Origin of the sequence: Microlunatus elymi (genome assembly GCF_007362775.1) — a bacterium.
GTDB classification, from domain to species: domain Bacteria; phylum Actinomycetota; class Actinomycetes; order Propionibacteriales; family Propionibacteriaceae; genus Microlunatus; species Microlunatus elymi.
This window is the reverse complement of sequence record NZ_CP041692.1, coordinates 1,211,185-1,229,924: the sequence shown is the minus strand read 5'-3', so window position 1 is coordinate 1,229,924 and position 18,740 is coordinate 1,211,185. Positions and strand designations below refer to the sequence as shown.

Annotated in this window: 21 protein-coding genes; 11 read left to right on the top strand and 10 right to left on the bottom strand. The window is 65.3% G+C overall.

Going from position 1 to position 18,740, the window contains the following annotated elements:
• Positions 1-481: 481 nt before the first annotated feature.
• Positions 482-1,174, bottom strand: a complete 693-nt coding sequence (locus FOE78_RS05515) for an alpha/beta fold hydrolase (RefSeq protein WP_143985408.1) — start codon at positions 1,172-1,174, stop codon at positions 482-484.
• Between the two features lie 334 nt (positions 1,175-1,508).
• Between FOE78_RS05515 and FOE78_RS05510 the strand changes: the two genes are divergently transcribed.
• The 3 genes from FOE78_RS05510 to FOE78_RS05490 all read left to right on the top strand — a co-directional run bounded on the left by FOE78_RS05510 (position 1,509) and on the right by FOE78_RS05490 (position 4,460).
• Complete coding sequence (locus tag FOE78_RS05510) at positions 1,509-2,600, top strand: fatty acid desaturase family protein (RefSeq protein ID WP_143985407.1); 1,092 nt, start codon at positions 1,509-1,511, stop codon at positions 2,598-2,600.
• Between the two features lie 63 nt (positions 2,601-2,663).
• Positions 2,664-2,942 (top strand): hypothetical protein, encoded by a 279-nt coding sequence (locus tag FOE78_RS05505; RefSeq protein ID WP_143985406.1) that lies wholly within the window; start codon positions 2,664-2,666, stop codon positions 2,940-2,942.
• A 1,161-nt stretch (positions 2,943-4,103) separates the two neighbouring features.
• Positions 4,104-4,460 (top strand): aminoglycoside phosphotransferase family protein, encoded by a 357-nt coding sequence (locus FOE78_RS05490; protein ID WP_143985404.1) that lies wholly within the window; start codon positions 4,104-4,106, stop codon positions 4,458-4,460.
• A 48-nt stretch (positions 4,461-4,508) separates the two neighbouring features.
• Here the strand turns inward: FOE78_RS05490 and FOE78_RS24060 are convergent, their stop codons facing one another.
• The 4 genes from FOE78_RS24060 to FOE78_RS05475 all read right to left on the bottom strand — a co-directional run bounded on the left by FOE78_RS24060 (position 4,509) and on the right by FOE78_RS05475 (position 6,618).
• A complete protein-coding gene (locus FOE78_RS24060; protein WP_228266063.1) occupies positions 4,509-4,883 on the bottom strand; it encodes a type IV toxin-antitoxin system AbiEi family antitoxin domain-containing protein in 375 nt (124 codons plus the stop codon).
• 65 nt (positions 4,884-4,948) lie between these two features.
• Positions 4,949-5,089, bottom strand: a complete 141-nt coding sequence (locus FOE78_RS24055; RefSeq protein WP_228266062.1) for a type IV toxin-antitoxin system AbiEi family antitoxin domain-containing protein — start codon at positions 5,087-5,089, stop codon at positions 4,949-4,951.
• Positions 5,090-5,788: 699 nt separating this feature from the next.
• Positions 5,789-5,938: a HepT-like ribonuclease domain-containing protein gene (locus FOE78_RS24395; protein WP_266095007.1), complete on the bottom strand. Its 150-nt coding sequence runs from the start codon at positions 5,936-5,938 to the stop codon at positions 5,789-5,791.
• Positions 5,939-6,270: 332 nt separating this feature from the next.
• Positions 6,271-6,618 carry a hypothetical protein gene (locus FOE78_RS05475; protein ID WP_143985403.1) on the bottom strand — a complete coding sequence of 116 codons (348 nt, stop codon included), beginning with the start codon at positions 6,616-6,618 and terminating at the stop codon, positions 6,271-6,273.
• Between the two features lie 202 nt (positions 6,619-6,820).
• Here FOE78_RS05475 and FOE78_RS05470 point away from each other — a divergent pair, with 202 nt between their 5' ends.
• Positions 6,821-7,153: a carbonic anhydrase gene (locus FOE78_RS05470; protein WP_228266060.1), complete on the top strand. Its 333-nt coding sequence runs from the start codon at positions 6,821-6,823 to the stop codon at positions 7,151-7,153.
• Between the two features lie 33 nt (positions 7,154-7,186).
• Here FOE78_RS05470 and FOE78_RS05465 read toward each other — a convergent pair whose 3' ends face one another.
• The gene (locus tag FOE78_RS05465) at positions 7,187-8,155 is read right to left on the bottom strand and encodes an L-threonylcarbamoyladenylate synthase (protein ID WP_210414834.1); all 969 of its coding nucleotides are present in this window, start codon (positions 8,153-8,155) and stop codon (positions 7,187-7,189) included.
• Between the two features lie 44 nt (positions 8,156-8,199).
• The gene (locus tag FOE78_RS05460) at positions 8,200-8,688 is read right to left on the bottom strand and encodes a TspO/MBR family protein (RefSeq protein ID WP_143985401.1); all 489 of its coding nucleotides are present in this window, start codon (positions 8,686-8,688) and stop codon (positions 8,200-8,202) included.
• Between the two features lie 191 nt (positions 8,689-8,879).
• Here FOE78_RS05460 and FOE78_RS05455 point away from each other — a divergent pair, with 191 nt between their 5' ends.
• From FOE78_RS05455 to FOE78_RS05425, 7 genes are all read left to right on the top strand, one after another.
• Complete coding sequence (locus FOE78_RS05455; RefSeq protein WP_143985400.1) at positions 8,880-9,758, top strand: TspO/MBR family protein; 879 nt, start codon at positions 8,880-8,882, stop codon at positions 9,756-9,758.
• Between the two features lie 13 nt (positions 9,759-9,771).
• A complete protein-coding gene (locus FOE78_RS05450) occupies positions 9,772-11,127 on the top strand; it encodes a cryptochrome/photolyase family protein (RefSeq protein WP_143985399.1) in 1,356 nt (451 codons plus the stop codon).
• Positions 11,128-11,251: 124 nt separating this feature from the next.
• A complete protein-coding gene (gene idi / locus FOE78_RS05445; RefSeq protein WP_143985398.1) occupies positions 11,252-11,812 on the top strand; it encodes an isopentenyl-diphosphate Delta-isomerase in 561 nt (186 codons plus the stop codon).
• 2 nt (positions 11,813-11,814) lie between these two features.
• Positions 11,815-13,032, top strand: a complete 1,218-nt coding sequence (locus FOE78_RS05440; protein ID WP_168207393.1) for a polyprenyl synthetase family protein — start codon at positions 11,815-11,817, stop codon at positions 13,030-13,032.
• Positions 13,029-14,561: a phytoene desaturase family protein gene (gene crtI / locus FOE78_RS05435; RefSeq protein ID WP_143985396.1), complete on the top strand. Its 1,533-nt coding sequence runs from the start codon at positions 13,029-13,031 to the stop codon at positions 14,559-14,561. The genes FOE78_RS05440 and crtI overlap by 4 nt, the downstream gene beginning before the upstream one ends.
• Complete coding sequence (locus FOE78_RS05430; protein WP_143985395.1) at positions 14,558-15,460, top strand: phytoene/squalene synthase family protein; 903 nt, start codon at positions 14,558-14,560, stop codon at positions 15,458-15,460. The genes crtI and FOE78_RS05430 overlap by 4 nt, the downstream gene beginning before the upstream one ends.
• A gap of 10 nt (positions 15,461-15,470) precedes the next feature.
• Complete coding sequence (locus FOE78_RS05425) at positions 15,471-16,484, top strand: DUF5914 domain-containing protein (RefSeq protein ID WP_143985394.1); 1,014 nt, start codon at positions 15,471-15,473, stop codon at positions 16,482-16,484.
• Here the strand turns inward: FOE78_RS05425 and FOE78_RS05420 are convergent.
• The 3 genes from FOE78_RS05420 to FOE78_RS05410 are packed head-to-tail and all read right to left on the bottom strand — an operon-like array spanning position 16,448 to position 18,719.
• Positions 16,448-18,037: an FAD-dependent oxidoreductase gene (locus FOE78_RS05420; RefSeq protein WP_143985393.1), complete on the bottom strand. Its 1,590-nt coding sequence runs from the start codon at positions 18,035-18,037 to the stop codon at positions 16,448-16,450. The genes FOE78_RS05425 and FOE78_RS05420 overlap by 37 nt on opposite strands.
• Positions 18,034-18,363, bottom strand: coding sequence for a lycopene cyclase domain-containing protein (locus FOE78_RS05415; protein WP_143985392.1), 330 nt, complete (start codon positions 18,361-18,363; stop codon positions 18,034-18,036). The genes FOE78_RS05420 and FOE78_RS05415 overlap by 4 nt, the downstream gene beginning before the upstream one ends.
• Entirely contained in the window at positions 18,363-18,719 is a 357-nt protein-coding gene (locus FOE78_RS05410; RefSeq protein ID WP_143985391.1) for a lycopene cyclase domain-containing protein, read from the bottom strand. Before FOE78_RS05410 ends, FOE78_RS05415 begins: the two co-directional genes overlap by 1 nt.
• Between the last annotated feature and the right edge of the window lie 21 nt (positions 18,720-18,740).

Below are 18,740 nucleotides of genomic sequence, written 5' to 3'. Positions count from 1 at the left end.
GAATAGTCCGCAGAAGGAAAAGCATCATCGTAAAAAGACCATCGATCATCATGGAGAGTCCCCCGTTGCAACGCATCGGGGGTTTCTTCTGTTCGGCGCAGCGCCGATGACGACGCGCCTGCGTCGCTGACTCACGCGGTTGAGCATCACTCAAACAGGCCAGCTGCACAACCGGGTCGCGCCCGTGCCTGGCGGACCAAGATCAACTTCTAGAGCTGCTGGTCACGACTGCCGCATAAACCGCCTGCTGGGCCCGTCTGTGCATCCTGGACCGAGCAGCACACTCACCAAACACAACCCCAAGCCATCTGGAATGTCGTGGGAAGAAATGAGAACGCATCAGCGGCCAGCTCGCGATGAGCTGATCGTGCCTGTTCCTCATCAGTGAGCTTGAGATCTCGCAGCACGACAGTTTGAGCTTCACCGGGCGCCGAGGTCACCCCTAGATTCTTTCGCACCTGGAGCCAGGGGACACGATCGTCTACCGGTCAGGTTGAACGTTGTCTCTCATCCAGGTCGTGATCGCCGAGGTCGTACGTTCACCGCCGTCCGCACCGCCGGAGAGTCCGGACGTCGTGTGGTCCAGGCCGTCGAACTCCAGGTAGTCACAACCACAGCCGCGCAGCGTTGGCTCAAGCCGGCGTAGCTTCGTAAGCCGTGGATCATCGGTCCCGAGGTAGATCAACGTCGGCTGTTCCATCTGTCGCAGCTCGTGATGCCAGTCGTATCGTCGGTAGGCGCGCCAGAACTCAAGGTTGCTGACCGGCAGTCGCGGCTCCCGTTCCAGCCGTCGCATGTCGGCATCGGACGGGTGTCCGAGCAGGTCTGCCCCACCGGCGACCAACGCGACCGCGCGATAGGTTGCCCGCGCAACCAGGGCCGCCATGAATGCCGTCTGGGAGAAGCCCCACACGACGAAGTTGCCGACGTCTTCTGCATCGAGCACGGCGAGGACCTGGCGGTCGATCGATCCGAAGTCGTAGCGGGCCGGGCGATCGCTCGCCCCGAAACCGACCGGCTGGATCTGAAACGTTCGAAAGCTGGGCGCAAGCAGCTGCGCGACCGGGAAGTCGAGCGGATGCTTGTTGTTCTTGATCAGGACAACCGACGGACCGTCGCCGGCGACACGGTACGCGACACGGGCACCGTCAACCTCGACTGTCCGGATCATCACGACGCCAGACCGTACCGCGTGCCTCCGACAAGCACCGCCCGATGGCCGTTCCATCGCCGCTCCGAGCGCAGCCGGACCGGTCAAGGTAGGAGCCGGACAGTAGGTCCGGGTGGCATCACCGGGCGCGCGACTGAGCGTGCGATCGCCGGACCGGATGGGATCCGTGACCGGTCGGCAAACGGGTCATCCCTCGGGGTCGAGCCTCAACCAAATGGGTTCGCCCGGTTCAGAGCGCCTGTTTCGATGGCGAGGTAGGTTTGGGTCACATCTACAGGCTTCTGTCGATCAGCAGCTGGGATTATCAGTCGCCGCGCGGTGGCTGTCGAGGTGCCGCATGACAGGTCGTGATCTTTCTGCTGCTGGTCCCGCTGAGCGGCGGCTGGCTTCGCAGTCGCAGACGAATTCCTACGCTGAGCTTTCTCGGCAGACCAGGGCGGCTGGTCTGCTGCGTCGGGCGCCGGTCTTCTACGGCTTGTTGTTCGCCGGTTTGGTGGTTGCCTTCGGCGGGGTGGTCGCCGGTTTCGCGTTGCTGGGGCACTCCTGGCTGCAGTTGTTGATGGCCGGGGCGCTGGGGGTGGTGTTGACCCAGTTCGCGTTCTTGTCCCACGAGGCATCGCACCGGCAGATCTTTGCTTCGGGCCCGGCCAACGATCGGGTCGGACGTTTGCTCGGCGACGGGGTGGTCGGGATGAGTTACTCCTGGTGGATGTCCAAACATTCCCGCCACCATGGCAACCCGAACCGGATCGGCAAGGATCCCGACATCGAGGAACCGGCGATCAGCTTCTATTCCGAGGAGGCCGCGACCCGGACCGGGCTGCGGGCCGTGTTGGCTACCAAGCAGGGCTATTTCTTCTTCCCTCTCTTGTTGTTGGAGGGATTCAACCTCCACCTCGCTTCGGTTCGATCGTTGGTCACCGGCCGACCGACCAAGGCTCGCGTGTTCGAACTGTCGCTGATCATCGGACGGTTCGCGCTGTATCTGACCGCGGTGTTCTGGTTCCTACCGGTCGGGATGGGGTTCGCCTTCGTCGGCGTGCAGATGGCAATCTTCGGCCTGTATATGGGATCGTCGTTCGCTGTCAATCACAAGGGCATGCCGATCGTTCCTGCTGATGTGAGGCTGGACTTCCTGTCCCGGCAGGTGCGGACGTCGCGCAACATTCGCGGCAGGTTGTGGCCGACAATCCTGATGGGTGGCCTGAACTACCAGGTGGAACACCACTTGTTCCCGTCCATGGCCCGCCCGCACCTGGCCGCCGCCCAGCGGCTGGTCCGTGACCATTGCGATCGCAACAACATCTCTTACACCGAAATGTCCCTGCCCCGCTCCTACGCCACGATCGTCCGCTACCTGAACGAGGTCGGCACCTCGGCCCGCGACCCGTTCGCCTGTCCCGTCGCCGCCCGCCTCGGCCGCGAATAGCAGTTCCCCCTGGGCGCCGCCAACTCCTGTGCAGCGCATGAAATTCAGTCTTGGAGGGTAGCCATGAGCGCCTACATCACACGCTGGCGACGTCGCCCGGCCTTCGACGACAACGGCAGCCGAAGCCGGGCATCAGCAACCCTGTCCGAGGCCGAACTGATCATGAAAATGGCCTACATCGTCGAACCCGGCTTCCAGCCGATCAGCATCACCGACGCCACCGGTAACCACCATCCCTACGAGCTCACCGATCCCCGCCTGTCCGAACAGGAATACCTGAACCGCGGCTTCACCGACTACGACAACTGGACGACGCGAACCATCAACGAAGCCACCCCCTGAGACAGGACGCAACCACAGGCCGCGCAACCTGCAACCCCATCGCGGGTCATCGCACCCCCGACGCGGCCGCGACCCGCCTCAGAGCCTCTCCATGTCCTTGAACGGACTGGCAACTCGGACCTTACGAGCGTCGAAATCCACTGTCACCCCGCCAGGATCTGCACCAACGACCCGACCCAGCCCGTACCGGTCATGCGAAACCCGATCACCCAGCCCGAAATGAGAAATCAGCAGTTCAGGCTCGGGCTGGAAAGGACTGCCGGCGAGGCGGCGCCGTTCAGGTTCAGATCGTGTCGTCATCGCCCCAGTCTGCGCCCACCCGGCCCAGAAAGCGCCGACCGATCACCTCCCTGGACACCAGAACAAGCCAGAATCGGGAATCCGCTCAAAGTTCGGCCCTGTCGCCGTCACCTCGACGCCCACCAAAGCCACATCAACTCCACGACGACGCCTTACCCGACATGCGTGGTCAACCAGCGAGCCGTCCGCGCTACAGCGGATCCGATTTCGGGCGTCGCCTCAGCAGAGCAAGTCAGCTTTGGGCGCTGCCCCGGTCAAAATCGGTAGCACTCACCGATGAGTGCTAACCGTGAGATCTGCGACGACGGCAAGAGCCACGGGGTGACGGGGTCCCGGGACCGACCCGGACCCGTGCGACCTGGTCTATGAACACCCATCCTCTGCCGCCGCAGACACGACAGCAAAGGCAGTTGGCCGGCCAGCCCCAAGTGAGAGGATCCGTTGCGACAGGTCGTAGTGGCGGAACACCTGGCCATCCGCGCGGAGATCGGAGTGACGGATCGTGATCGTTCCACCGGGAGCCCTCGCGGATGGGTTGATACGAGCGTGTGGGGACGCCGGGCAGCGTTGGGTACGCTCCGTCCCCGAGCGGGTCGATCGGCTGTGCTCCGAATGGGGTCTGCAACTCCTGGAGCAGCAGCCGCCCTACGGTGACTGGAATCTCATCCTGCTGGCCCAACGCGGACGCGAACCACGCGTGCTGAAGATCTTCGGCCCAGAGCCGAGAGCCACCGACGAGATCGACGCACTAAGGGCCTGGGCGGGCCGCGGTGCAGTCCTGGCTCTCGAAACTAGTCGTGATGAGCGGGCAGTCCTCCTCGAGCGACTTGGCCCGACCGTTCGCTGAAGGGCCCACCACTGATGCAGGCAGCCGAGATTGCAGGCTCCCTGATCCGGCAACTCGCTGTGCCAGCGCCAGCAGGCCTGCCGCTGCTGGTCGACATCGCTCAGGACCTCGCCACCGACCCCGGCAACACGCTCGTGCACGGCGACCTGCATTACGGCAACATCCGCGCGGGCATCCGCAAGCCATGGCTCGCGTTGGACCCGAAGCCCGCAATCGGAAACCAGGAACGATCAGTTCCCGAACTGATGTGGAACCGAATCGACGATGCTCAGGACGCAGCCGCCGTGCACGATCTGTTGAGAAAGGCCTCCAACACATACAGCGTCTGCAACTCCTGCACATCCCCGCCTGTCTGCCGCGCAAGGCGTTGATCGCCAATCCTGCATCGCCCGACGGTGTGCCACTACGCGGATTCGGGCTCACAACAAGATCTCCAACGCCGTCCCCAACGCCGGCTGGGCGTGCGGGAAGCGCTTGGCCATCGCCAGCAACGACGAGGCACTGTTCCCACGGATCGCCAACCATCGCTTCAAGACATCATGGGCTACATCACTGCCCCACAGATGGCGAAGACGGAACATATCAATGATCGTTCGCTCCGACGAATACAATCCGATCGACAACCCATCCGGCAGTCCATACTCGACCCGACCAAGATCAAAAGTGTCCACGTCGAAGCGATGCCACATGATCGGCGCATGATCAATCCGCACCGGCTGGATTCCCCGCGGAATCGCAATATCGGAACCGGTCGGGATGTCGTCGGTCAGCTCATGCAACACCAGAGCCGACAACAAGCAGATCGTCGCCTCCGGCCGGCGCACACTGATCGCGATCCAACCGGCCGTCGTGTCATCGGTCACCCCGCCCGAAGGAACACACCCGGCGCGATCCGCTCGTACGCTCCGGCCTTGACCAGCCGGTCCAGCTCGTGACGCGTCAGATCCAGATCATTCAAGTCCCGATACCGGAGCAGATCACGCAGGGTCGCGATATTCACACCACAACTCCGATCCCGCTCACCGGGCAGATCCGACAGAAACCGTTACAGAGCCACCGTAGCTGGCATCGTTCCTGTTGAACGACGTCTGGGCCGAGTCCGGTGGCGACACGAAGTCCTGCGGTACACCCGCTCGTGGGAGCGCATTGGGATTTTCCAACCGACCCTAACCGGCCCCATCTGGGACTTCCCAAACCGTTTCCGGCCTCGCGTTCGCCCTAGTCAGAGGCAGGTTGAAATCCTCCGGCGACGGTTCGCGAGACCGCTCACTTTCACCAACGCCGACTACAACGTTAGAACCAACCATGATGATCCAAGCTCAACTTTCAAAATCCCTAGTCAGACTGTTGATCTTGCTGGTGGCAGGTGAAGGATTCGAACCTTCGTAGGCGAAGCCGACGGTTTTACAGACCGCCAGACCAGCCAGCACTGACCAGGGGAAACACTGCGAAGGGCGGCGCTGTGGGACGGAATAGGGATCAACCAGCAGTCCGCAACCGGCGTCAGTCGCCGCCACTCGGACATCCCCCGTCAGCCGGCCGGGCTTCGGCTCTCCTCGCTCGACGAAGATAGGGCCGGCCACGATGCCGCAACCCCGTATCGCCGCACACACAACGATTCCGGGAACAGTTCGGCGATCCTGCCGAGGTGGGCCAGCTCAACCAGACCGGGTTTCCGACGTCCGGGAGCGCCGACGAGTCATCCGGACGGCTCAGGTTCTTCAGACTCCTGCAGATCGGTGATGACGTCCTCGATCCGGGCGATCATCTGAGGCAGGTGGTCGGCCGCCGTGGTGACCAATGTCTCCACATCGATGTCCCAGTAGCCGTGAACGATGAGCTTGCGCAATCGGGCCGCGGCGGGCCAAGCGATCCCAGGGTAGGCGTCTCGTCTCAGACGGGACCTGGCTTGATGCTTCCCCGAGAACCGTGAAACGCCACAACAGCGCCGAACGGCGCAGAGTGTCGGCCTCCACCTGCTCGGTGCTTCGATCACCGACCAGATCCCGAATCGCCATCGCTGCATCGCGCATCTCGCGCAGCAACAAATGCGCACGCCGCATAGAACTTCCGCGCATCAGCAAGAACCTGCTCACAGATGTACTTATTGACCGACCCACGCGAAACCACGTCGACCGGACGACCAAAGATCGCAGCGAACTCGACCTCAAGATCAAAAACTCAAACCCCAGCCGGGCGCCGGGCCCCACAACGACGTCGGCCAGGTACGCAGTGGAAGGTGAGTTCGTCGAAGGCCCAACGCGGCTTCCGGCGGCTCGTATAGTTGTGACTGGCTTGCCAGCGGCGAGTCATCGGGCGGCCGAACCGGTGAGAGCCCCACACCGCGGCAGGCCCGAAGTAGAGCCCGGTGATCGGCCAGACCGCTTCCATGATCGGCATCGGCTGCCGATAGCGCCGGACGAACACCTCAACCACGACCCACGCCGCCGAGATGAACCCGAGCGCTAGCCCGCACCAGGACAGCACGACCAGCCAGACGCGTGCCATCCGGGCAACCCCCATGTTCATAGAGCAACTCCCGCAGCGTTCCTTTGCCCAGCTCGCGCGAGCCGAAACCATGCTGGACCGAGGCCCTGCGTTGATGCGTCGACCGTAGACCGAGAGAACGCAGCTGGCGCGAGCTATCCCACCCGCTCATCGGCCTTGGTCACCAGCCCTACAACATCAATTCCACAGACTTGTCGGGCGTGACGAAGGCATTGGGCTGGTCGTGGTGTTGGGTCACGAAGGCTGCGGCGCGGTCGGTGCGGCCCGCTCGGTGGTCGATGACGGCAACCTGCCGACCGGTCATGTGGGTGATCTTGTCCAACATGTGATTCCAAGCGTGTTGTCCGCCCGTGAGGCCGGGCGACTGAGCACCGACGACATCGAGGTTGAACACGTGATCCGCACCATCGACGTTCTGCTGGAACATTCGACGAGCATCGCCGATCGCGTCACCGATGGGCGCGCCGCCGTGGTCGGGATGCGCTACCGGCTCGCCGAAGGTGTCGCCGATCTCGTCGCCGCGCGAGGTTTACCGCTGGAGATCCGGACGGCTTGATCCGTGTGGGCCGGGCAGCATCGAGTGTGATGGTCAGCGTGGCCCGGCCGCCCGGCTCAGCCGGTTGGCGATCGCCAATCCCAGGCCGTCCGGTTCCGGAAGCGACGCTACGATCAGCTCACACCCCTGCTCGTCCAGTCGGCGAAGGAGGCCGTACAGCTGGCGGGCGTATTCCGTGGTGGAGGCTGGAACCAATACGACCACGGAGGCCGTGATCGGTACGTCGTGCAGTGGCGGTGGCACCAGGACGCCAACGCGACGGCCGCAGGCGTGGGCTGTCTCGGCTTCGTTGATCAGGTGCTCCGGGCGGGCCAGCCGCACCCGCGCGTGCGGCGCGTAGTGTGACGGGTGCTGCCCGGGGACTCGGATGGCGCTGTCGGATTCGACGTCGATCTTCGATCCGAGCACCGCCTCCAAGTCCTCTTTTGTGACACCGCCCGGTCGGAGGATGGTCGGGGCGTCGTCGACGAGTTGAACGATCGTGGACTCGACTCCGACCGTGCACGGGCCGCCATCCAGCACGAAGTCGACGGCGTCGCCCAAGCCCGCGCGGACATGGTCGGCAGACGTCGGGCTGACGCCTTTGAACGGATTTGCGGACGGCGCGGCGATGCCGCCGCCGAAGTCGTTCAAGACCGCGAGCGTGACGGGATGGTCGGGGACTCGGAGTGCGACGGTGGGGCCGCCACCGATCGTCTCATCCGGCACCCGGACGCTACGCCGCAGAACGAGGGTCAGCGGACCAGCCCAGAACGATTCGGCCAAGACGTGCGCGGCGCCCGGTATGCGATCGGCCCAGCCGGAAAGCTGGTCGGGGTTGCCGAGGTGGATGATCAGCGGATGGGTGGGCGGTCGTCGCTTGACCTCGAACACCCTCCTGACCGCGACCGGATCCTCGGCGTTTGCGCCCAACCCGTAGACGGTTTCGGTCGGCAGCGCGACCAGCCCGCCGTTGCGGAGGATGTTGGCCGCCTTGGCGATCTGTTCATCGAGACTGGACACCCGACCATCTTCGCTCCGACGCGATCCGCCACTTGCGGGCAAGATCACTCGTGCCGATTGAGTCTCCAGATCGACGCGTTCAGCGCTGTGGCGAAGCCGCACCAGGCGGCGTACGGCAACAAGGCGGCTGCAGCGGCCCGATCGGTTGCTGTGGTCTTCTTGATCAATTGAGCATTGCTGACATTCAGCGCCGCGATGCCGACCAGCCCGGCCAGCGGACTGCGGGCTCTGAAGAACAACCAGTTCCAGCCCGCGTTCAGGACAAGGTTGACAGCAAACGTGCCTACGTAACCGCTGCGCTCAGCGGGGCTGATCCGACTGAGCGTTCGTCCGCCGGACCAAGCGATCGCGGCGTATAGCGGCGTCCAAACCAACCCGAACGCCTGCGCGGGCGGCTGCCAGTCTGGCTTGCGCAGTGATCGGTACCAACGAGACTTCGGATCGACACCGACAGACCCGGCCACTGCCGCCGCAGCCACCACAGCCGCGCTCAGGACAAAGCTACGGCGCTTCAGATCCAGTTCGGTGCTCATGATCGACCATCCTGGCGATTTTCGAGTCCGTGTCAACAGGTCCTCACAACCGGCAGCAGTCCGACCGCCGTGGTCGCAGTCACCCCAGACCTGAACATGACTTGCCCCCGACACTGGCTAGATAAACTAGCTTGCCTGTATCCTGGCGATATGCACCGGCCAAGATGTGATGTTCGACCGGAAGGCAGACGATGACTGCGACGCACAATCGGCAACCGCTGGAACGACCTCTCGCACAGCAAACCTCAGCTGCCCGCGACGTCGTACGAGTGATAGTTGTCGCGGCCAGTGCCGTGCTTGCCGTGGTCGGCTCGTTCCTCGGATCCGGCGCCGCCGGCGGGACGCCGATCCGGAATGCGGCCGGTGGGGCCCTTTCCTCGGACGCGACGCTGATCGCCCCGGGCGGGCCAGCCTTCTCGATCTGGACCGTGATCTACCTCGGTCTGCTCGGCTACGCCGGCTGGCAACTCCTGCCCGGCCAACGCTCGGATCCGCGACAGCGACTGCTCGGTTACCCGATGGCGATATCGATGTTGCTCAACGCCGCCTGGATCCTCAGCGTCCAGGTCGGCCGGCTCGCGGTCAGCGTTGGCATCATCATCGCGTTGCTCGCCGTCCTGGTCGTGATCTTTCGCCGCCTTTGTCGACGTGCCCCGGGCAGTCGCATCGAAGCACTCTTGCTGGATGGGACCGCAGGACTGTATCTGGGATGGGTGTGCGTGGCGACCGCTGCGAACATCACGGCCTCCCTTGTCGCGGCGGGTTTCGGCGGCTTCGGCATCCCATCGACAGTCTGGGCAATCCTCGTACTGGGTCTGGCCGGCACGGTCGGGGTGCTGGTGGCGATTCGCGGAGGCGGCCGCATCGCACCAATGTTGTCGCTGGCGTGGGGGTTGATCTGGGTTGCGGTGGCACGGATTGACGGCCGACCCGAGTCCACCACCACCGCGGCCGTGGCGCTGGTGGCCGCGGGAGTTGTCGTGGTTGCGACGTTGACGGTCCGACTGCGAGCCCGGTTCAGGCCACGGCACTCCGCCGATTACCGTGTAGCTAGATCTTCTAACTGCTAGCCAGGGTGGTGTCGTGGCGGACCGATCGACCAGCATCGCCGTGTTCAACCGCAATCTTCGCGTTACCGACAACCCTGTTCTAGCAGCCGCAGCCGAGTCCGAGCACGTCGTTCCGCTGTTCGTCCAGGATCGCGACTTGCTGGGTTCGAGTTTCAGCAACCACCGTCGGCAACACTTCCTCAACGCCGGCCTGGCCGATCTCGACTCGTCGCTGCGAAACCTCGGCGGCCGACTGATCGTACGCCGCGGAGACCCGGTTGCGCAGATTGCGAAGTTGGCCGCCGCTGTCGATGCGGAGTCGGTCCATGTCGGCGCGGACGTCTCGTGGTATGCGAAGCGCCGTGAGGAGCGTCTGCGCGTCGAGCTGGGGCGACAGCGTCGCCGGTTGATTGTGCACGACGCGGTGACGACCATCCAGCCGGCGGGGACGATCACGCCGCAGTCGTCCGATCACTTTGCGGTTTTCACCCCGTACTTCCGCCGCTGGCAGGACACTCCGGTGCGCCCGGTGCTTCCACCTCCGGTACGTCTGCTGCTGCCGGAAGGGGTTCGGCAGGGTTCGGTTCCCACTGGACAGGAGGTCGCGGGCTGGTCCGGTGGCGAATCGGCCGGCTGTCGACTGGCCGACAGCTGGTTCGCTGACGGTCTCCAGCGGTACCTGGACCGACAGGACGATCTCGCCGGCGACCACACCTCGCACCTGTCGCCGTACCTGCATCTCGGCTTCGTGTCGCCGGTCCAACTCGCTGCGCGTGCGCTGGAGACCCCTGGGACAGGCGCGGCAGCATTCGTCCGGCAACTGGCCTGGCGGGACTTCCATCACCAGCTCCTGGCGGCGAGGCCAGAGGCGGCCTGGCGCGACTATCGATCCCGTCAGGATCGATGGCGCGACGACGACGAGCAATGGGAAGCCTGGTGCGCCGGGATGACGGGCTATCCATTGGTGGATGCCGGTATGCGGCAACTCGCCGCCACCGGGTGGATGCACAATCGCGCCCGGATGATCGTCGCCAGTTTCCTGACCAAGACGCTGTATCAGGACTGGCGACGCGGCGCGCAGTTCTTCCTCGACGGGCTACTGGACGGCGACATCGCGAACAACAACCTGAACTGGCAGTGGGTGGCCGGCACCGGAACCGACACCCGGCCGAATCGGATCCTGAATCCCGTGCGTCAGGCCCGGTTCGACCGCGACGCACGGTACGTGCGCCGGTGGGTACCCGAACTTGCCGCCATCGAAGACCCTGCAAAGGTCCATCAGCCGTGGCGCCTCGAGGGCGCGAAGCGTCGCCGGATCCGTTACCCCGAACCCGTGATCGACGTTGACCACGCACGCCAGGAATTCCTCCACCGGCGGAAGCGAACCTGAGCCAGACGACAGCCCGCCGCCGATGCATTCCCCACGCAGTCTCGAAATCAGCATCAGACTCACAGCCTTGCGCTAGAATTTCTAGCCCGAGCCGGGTTTCGGCCATGACCGAAGGGGTGTCTGAATGGACCGAACGCTAGATGAAGTTGTCCTCGTAGACCAGGCGGGGCGTCGACTCGGCAGCCATCAGCGCTCCACCATCCACACCGCCAACACGCCGCTACACCTGGCCTTCTCCTGCTGGATCTTCGATCCAGCAGGTCGCGTGCTGATCACCCGCCGCGCCTTGGGCAAGCTCGCCTTTCCCGGCGTCTGGTCCAATTCTTGCTGCGGCCATCCCCGTCCGGACGAGGACGTGGGCGACGCCGTCCGGCGACGCATCGACGAAGAACTCGACTTGACTGTGACGACACTGGACTGCGTACTCCCCGACTTCAGTTATTCCGCGGCCGACACGCGGGGAATCGTGGAGAACGAACTCTGCCCCGTGTACGTCGCCGTCGCAGAGGATCCGACGTCGTTGGATCCGGATCCGGCCGAAGTGGCTGACTGGGTATGGCAGCAACCGGAATCGCTCGCGACCGCGGTCCTGGCGGCGCCGTATGCGTACAGTCCGTGGGCTGTCCTGCAGCTTCCGCTGCTGACGCGTTGCGACCATCCATCGACCAGGCCCTTCGGAGGCTGACCATGTTGATCGACGACGCGGTGTCCTTTCATGCCCGAACATTGCTAGCCAGGCGAGCGAATTCCGGCCGATCGCTGAAGGAGAATCCACGACTCCGCGACTACCTTGCCCGTGTCGACCGGCAGATCGACCTCTGCATTCACGAATACTCCGATGCGGACCTTGGCGCTGCGATGCCTCGAAGCGGTCTCGGACCGACCGCCACCGCAGGGACGCAGCAGGACGGCCGCGCCACGTTGGCGGACTTGGTCGAACTGCCGAAGCTGCTGACCGGCCTGATTCACTGCGGTGGCAAGCGAATCAGACCGTTGATGGCTTACCTCGGCTTCTGGGCATCGGGCAGCGGCGAGCCGGACGAGACCGTGGTGCGCATCGGCGCCGCGTTGGAATTGCTGCACAGCTTTGCACTGGTCCACGACGACGTGATGGACGAATCCCCGACCCGACGCGGCGTTGCGACCACACAGATCCAAGCAGCAGCACAGCACCGCGAACTCAGTGCTGCCGGCGAATCGGCGCGATTCGGAGAGAACGTGGCGATCCTGCTCGGCGATCTGGCTCACGCCGCGGCCGACGACCTGATCGCGGAGTGTCCGACGCCGGTGCGGGACGTCTGGCGCACACTCGTCCGCGAGCTGATTCGTGGTCAGCTCGGCGACCTCACCGGAGCTGCTGACCGTGCCCGGGATCCAGAGCTGGCCCTGTCGGTAGCCGACCAGAAGTCGGGCAGTTACACCGTCCACCGTCCGCTGGAACTGGGCGCGATTGCAGCAGGCGCGCGGCCGGAGGTCCGCGAGTCCCTTGCCGCCTACGGCCGAGAGATTGGGTGGGCCTTCGCACTTCGCGACGACATTCTCGGCGTGTGGGGCGATCCCGCGATCACCGGGAAACCGGCCGGTGACGACCTGATCGCGGGCAAGCCCACCGTGATCATTGCGCTGGCCAGTCAACGGCTTGCCGCGGCAGAGTCTCGGCTGTTGACACGCGTCGCCTCCGCCGAACGACGGCCTGCGGACGTGGAACGGCTGCAATGGGCCATCCACGACGCCGGCGTCCGGGCCGACGTGGAGGAGATGATCAGCCAACACGTCGATCGCGGCCTGGCTCACCTGGCCGAACTGGAGCCAAAACGAGGTGTCGACCCAGCCCAGTCAGGGGCAGCCGAAGCGACTGCCCTACTGACGCAGATTGCCGATCAGGTTGCCTGGCGGGATCGATGAGCCGCGTCATTGTCGTCGGAGCCGGATTGGCGGGACTGTCTGCGGCCTGCTATCTCACTGGGCAGGGCCATGACGTCACCGTCATCGAGCGCGACACGGGTATCGGCGGTCGAGCGGGCGCGCTACGCCTCGAGGGCTTCACCTTCGACACCGGTCCGACCGTGCTGACCATGCCCGAACTGATCGACGACACACTTCAGGCCGCCGGCAGCCGACTGTCGCAGCGCATCAACCTCAAGCGTCTCGATCCGGCGTACCGAGCTCGCTTCGCCGACGGCAGCGTGATCGACGCGCGGGCCGACCCGACCGACATGATCAACGAGATCCTGGACACCTGCGGTGCCGCTGATGCCGCGAGCTACGAGGCCTTCGTCGACTGGTTGACCCGGCTCTACCGGCTGGAGCTACCGCACTTCATCGACACCAACTACAACGCCGGATTTGACCTGCTCCGCTCGCCTGCCGCTCTCGCTCGACTGACGTTTCTGGGTGCGTTCGGCCGGTTGGGGCCAGCGATTCGGCGCCGGTTCGGTGACCCGCGGCTGCACCGGCTGTTGAGTTTCCAGGCTCTTTATGTGGGCCTGTCGCCGGAACGTGCGCTGGCGCTGTACGCGGTGATCACCTACATGGACACCGTTGCGGGCGTGTGGTTTCCCGAGGGTGGGATGCACGCCGTCCCGCGCGCGCTGGCCGACGCCTTCACCGATGCCGGTGGCACGCTTCTCCTCGACCAACCCGTTACCGGCCTGATCACGGATCGGAACGGCCGGGTGGCAGGAGTCAGAACCGACGAAGGCCAATTCATGGCTGATGCGGTCGTCTGCACGCTCGACCCGGCCGCCGCATATCGGCTGATGATCCCCGACGTTCGACCGCCACGAACCGTACGATCCGGCCGCTATGCGCCGTCTGCGGTGGTTTGGCATGTCGGCGTCCGCGGCTTGCCCGGCGATCAGGTCCGCCATCACAACATCCACTTCGGGCGCGACTGGAACAGCGCGTTCACGGCGATGATCCGTCACGGCGAGCTGATGCCGAATCCGTCGAGACTGGTGTCCGTGCCGTCGCTGGACGACCCGTCTCTGGCGCCTCCAGGCTGCAGTACGTTGTACGTGTTGGAGCCGGTGCCCCACCTCGGCGGTTCGGTGGACTGGGTCCGCGAGGCCGCCCCGATGCGACAACGACTGTTGCAATTCCTCGCCGACGGCGGCTATCCGACCGAGATCGTCACCGAGAAGTTGGTCACTCCGCTGGACTGGCATCGACAGGGCCTGTCCCACGGCACCCCGTTCTCGCTGGCCCACACCTTCACCCAAACCGGCCCCTTCCGGCCCCCGAACCGGATACGCAGACGCCCGGGTCTCTACTTCGCGGGCTCCGGTACCGTCCCCGGAGTCGGCGTGCCGATGGTGCTGTTGTCCGGCAAACTCGCTGCCGAACGCGTCGGCCGCTATCTCGGTTCGCGACCTCCTGCCGGCCCTGCCCGGAATCGGTCAGAGCGCCCAGCGTCGTCAGGCTGGTTGCGATGACGGACCTGCTGCACGGTGGATACCGGGCCTGCGCTCGTCTGACCTGGCGCTACGGCACCACCTACTACTGGGGAGCGGCGATCCTGCCGCGAGCTCAACGCCGCCACGTTCACGCCGTGTACGCCCTGTGTCGACTGGCCGACGACATCGTCGACGTCGGCGACCAAGACGCCGAGAGCCGTACCCGGGCGTTGGAGGAATTTCGCGGTCGCTTCCGTTCGGCGGTCGATCACGGCACCTCGGACCCGGTGCTTGCAGCTGTCGTCGACACCATCAACCGACGGCAGATTCCGTTGGAGTGTTTCGACCGTTTCTTCGCCGCGATGGCCCTGGATCTGGTGCAGAACCGCTATCGCACCTGGGCCGATCTCTGCGATTACATGGAGGGCTCCGCAGCGGTGATCGGAGAGATGATGCTGCCGATCCTGGAGCCGACCTCGCCTGCCGCGTTCGCTCCGGCCCGGTCGCTGGGTGTGGCGTTCCAGCTCACCAACTTCCTGCGCGACGTGGGTGAAGACCTCGACCGTGGTCGGGTCTACCTGCCCACCGAGGATCTACAGCAGTTCGCAGCCGAACCAGAACTGCGCCGGGTGACCCCCCAATGGCGACGCCTCATGAGCTTCGAGGTCGAGCGCAATCGTCGGCTGTACGAGCAGGCCGCGGTCGGACTGGCTCATCTACCGCCGGCGTCGGCGCGCTGCGTGGACACCGCGCTGGTGTTGTATCGGGCGATCCTGGATCGCATCGAGGCCGCCGACTACGACGTGTTCTCCGGCCGGGCCCGTGTTCCGACTCTGGTCAAGGCAGTCACCGCGACGCGCCGTGTGATGCGCTCTCCACGGGGCAATCCCGATCGAACTTCTGCGCCAAACTGGAGCAAACGTGACCGTTCTGCCTAATCAGCAAACTGTGCCCGACCGACTGGCACCCATAGCCGCCCGGAACCCGATCCGGCGACGTGCACAACCCGGCTACGACACCCTGCTCCCCACTTATCGCCAGGCCCGTCCGGGACGGATCGCGGCCGCGCTCGATCGAGCACAACGCCGGCCTTCCGGCGGCTGGTTCGTGATCGGGCACAGCGCCGAAGTCGGTCTGTCACGCAGCCGCACTCGTACGTTGGCAGGCCGGGAAATCGTGCTGTGGCGCGCCGCCGACGGCAGTCTGCGAGCCGGCCCCGGAGCTTGTCCCCACCTGGGCGCACTGCTGGACAACTGCCCAGTGCTGGACGGCACGTTGCGATGTCGTTGGCACGGTCTGGCACTCGGCGACGACGGGTACGGCGACTGGAGCCCGTATCCGGCCCGCGACGACGGGGCACTGCTGTGGGTCCGGTTGCCGCCGCCGGCTGGCGTCGACCCGGCCGCCGATCCGCCGACCGAACTGCCGATCGTCCCGGATCGGCCCCCGCTCGAGGAATCGGTCACGGCGGTGATCACCCGCCGCGGGCTCTGCGAGCCCGTCGACATCGTGGCAAACCGGCTCGATCCGTGGCACGGAGCCTGGTTCCACCCATACGCATTCAGTCACCTGGCCGTCGACAACGCGGCCAGTTCGGACGATCGTCTGGTCGCCGACGTCACGTTCCGGCTCGGACGACGGTACGGCGTACCGGCGCGCGCAGAGTTCGTCTGCCCGGATCCGCGCACGATCGTGATGCGGATCATCGGTGGAGAAGGCATCGGCAGCGTGGTGGAGACGCACGCGACCTTGATCACGGCGCCCGGTGTCGAGCCGGCGGTGACGGTGCTGACCGAACTCACCGTTGCCTACTCCGAGCGGCGGGGATTCGGCGTCGTCCGGAGATTCGGGCCATTGTTCCGACCGGCCATGCGTCGAGTCGCCGGTCGGCTCTGGGTCGACGATCTGGCCTACGCCGAGCGGCGCTACCGGCTGCGCCGCCGCGGCAACTTCCCGGGCTGAGCCAGCAGCCGCCGGAGCCGGCCCGGCCAGACCTGTCGTGCCGTACGCGGCACCGACCACAGGTCGTGCCCACGCACTCCCCAACCCGCCAACAGCGTGTTCGCGGCCTGGAACCCGGTCGTGGCGGCGCGCTCCATCAGCGCGACCGGGAGGTCGGTGCGTACCGCATCGCCGGCCAGCACTACCCGAGGATCCGGAGTCGCCACCGTCGGCCGCTGCGCCCAATGGTCCGGGGTCACCAACACGCAGTCGCGCTCCAGTCGGCACTCGTCGAACACGATGCGGGCTGCGGACAGCTCCGGATAGGCCCTGCGCAGCCCCGTCCACAATTGGCTGCGCAGTTCTGCCACCTCAGCCGGACCGGTCCGGTCGGGCAGGGCATAAGCGTGAAGTTCGATCACCGCACCCTCGTGTTCCTCAGCCCAGCCCGCGGCGCCGGCCTCGAACCGATGGATCGCACTGATGTTGTCCAGGGGCCCATATCCGGTCGTACCCAGGAACACCGGCCGTCGTGCCGCGATCGGCTGGTCGAGCCAGACCCGCCAGACCAGGAACGGCGGCGCGGTCACGACCCGCCGGACCGCGTCACGCCACCGCGGGTCGGCGCCGAGCGTCCGCTCACCGATCAACTCCGGTAGCGTCCGGGGATCGGTGGCTATCACGATCGCGTCTACCGTGGCCATGCCGGCGCCCGCGGAGGCTGACTCCCACTCCACCCGGACCTTGTCGGCGGTCAGGTCGACCCGACTGACGGGCGTTCCGGTCTGCACGACAACCTGTTGTCGCCGCAGGTAGTCGCCCAGTGGCTTCCACAACGCTGTGTCGTAATCGTCGTCGGGTACGTCGAAGAGCAAACCCTCCGCCGAGCCCACGAAGTAGCTGTGGAACATCGCCACCAGCTCAGCCGCCGCGAAGTCCTCCGGATCGGCGAAGAAGCTACGCGCGAACACCTCAAGAGCCAGATGCCGGGCGCGTCGGGGAAACCGGAGCCGGTCGAGAAAGCTCGCGGCACTGACGCCGTCGTAGTCGCCGAACGTTCGCGGGAAGTCGACGTCGAGCAATGCCAGCGCGTGGCCGATGTCGACGCGGCCCAGATCGCGAAGTCTGAAGCTGGGACTGGTCGCGACGAATGCCGCCAGGCTCCACGGGGGAGTGCGCGGGATCTGCGCAAACCGGTCGGTCTGGCCGGTTGCCGACTGCAACGGATAGTCATCAACCGGCCGCAGCCGGGTCAACCCCGGGTCCGCGCGGCGCAACAGCGACCGCAGGTTGTAGTACTGCCGGAAGAACGCGTGAAAGCCACGGCTCATGGTCACCTGGTCGGCACCGTGTCGGACCGGCCAGGATCTGACCCGGCCACCGAGTTGCTGCTCGGCCTCCAGCAGGACGACCTCGACTCCTCGCTCGGCCAACGCCGTTGCCGCTGCCAGGCCCGCGATGCCGCCGCCGATGACCGCCACAGATCGGCGTTCCTTGACCCACGGCTCGCCGGTCGGCCCGGCGAGCCGCTCGGCGCGCTGATCCTGCCCGGGCAGCCACGTCGACGGTCTCACCGTGCCAAGTCCTCACTCTGTTTCCGACGTGGCTCGAGTCGCAGCCACAGCATGATCGTCAGGGTGACCATGGAGAACCCGAAACCGAAGTCCTCAATGGGAATGTCCCAGGGGAGTCTCACCCCGAGGATCGCGGAATCGCTGTAGATCACGATCGGAGCCGACAGTTTGGTCAGCCATCCGTCCACCGGAATCTGGAAACCCCAAACGATGATCATGGTCAGCCAGTACTGGGCCGAGCTGAAGATGCCGGTCCTCAGCCAGAGCAGTTCGACCAGGACGACGGTGACGACGGCGATCACCGTCAGCAGGGTGTAGGCGGGCATCACCGATTCCCGGCCTTCGCCGAACTCGGCCGCGACCGGACCGCAGCCAGCACATAACCGACCGCGCGGTAGGTCAACAAGCCGCAGATCGGGATCACGATGAAGAACACCAACTCCTCCACCGGCAGGCGTCCGATCAGGACGAGCCCGGTGACGTAGGTGGGGTTGTAGCGCCAATGGCCGGCAGCAATGCCGGCCAGATCCCAGACCGTGAAGACGAGCACCACCGGGAGCAAGGTGATGATCAACCGGCGCGGTGAACGGTAGACCCGGGCGGTGAAGACGAACTCCAGTGGCAAGGTGACGAGCAGGCAAGCCGCCATCAAGATCAGATACTCCGCCTGTGTGACGACCATGCAGATTGCTCCTTCAAGATC

Excerpts from the sequence above, each read along its gene's own strand:
- FOE78_RS05510 (WP_143985407.1), top strand. The coding sequence starts at position 1,509 with ATGACAGGTCGTGATCTTTCTGCTGCTGGTCCCGCTGAGCGGCGGCTG.
- FOE78_RS05505 (WP_143985406.1), top strand. The coding sequence starts at position 2,664 with ATGAGCGCCTACATCACACGCTGGCGACGTCGCCCGGCCTTCGACGAC.
- FOE78_RS05490 (WP_143985404.1), top strand. The coding sequence starts at position 4,104 with ATGCAGGCAGCCGAGATTGCAGGCTCCCTGATCCGGCAACTCGCTGTG.
- FOE78_RS05475 (WP_143985403.1), bottom strand. The coding sequence starts at position 6,618 with ATGAACATGGGGGTTGCCCGGATGGCACGCGTCTGGCTGGTCGTGCTG.
- FOE78_RS05460 (WP_143985401.1), bottom strand. The coding sequence starts at position 8,688 with ATGAGCACCGAACTGGATCTGAAGCGCCGTAGCTTTGTCCTGAGCGCG.
- FOE78_RS05455 (WP_143985400.1), top strand. The coding sequence starts at position 8,880 with ATGACTGCGACGCACAATCGGCAACCGCTGGAACGACCTCTCGCACAG.
- idi (WP_143985398.1), top strand. The coding sequence starts at position 11,252 with ATGGACCGAACGCTAGATGAAGTTGTCCTCGTAGACCAGGCGGGGCGT.
- FOE78_RS05440 (WP_168207393.1), top strand. The coding sequence starts at position 11,815 with ATGTTGATCGACGACGCGGTGTCCTTTCATGCCCGAACATTGCTAGCC.
- crtI (WP_143985396.1), top strand. The coding sequence starts at position 13,029 with ATGAGCCGCGTCATTGTCGTCGGAGCCGGATTGGCGGGACTGTCTGCG.
- FOE78_RS05430 (WP_143985395.1), top strand. The coding sequence starts at position 14,558 with ATGACGGACCTGCTGCACGGTGGATACCGGGCCTGCGCTCGTCTGACC.
- FOE78_RS05415 (WP_143985392.1), bottom strand. The coding sequence starts at position 18,363 with ATGCCCGCCTACACCCTGCTGACGGTGATCGCCGTCGTCACCGTCGTC.
- FOE78_RS05410 (WP_143985391.1), bottom strand. The coding sequence starts at position 18,719 with ATGGTCGTCACACAGGCGGAGTATCTGATCTTGATGGCGGCTTGCCTG.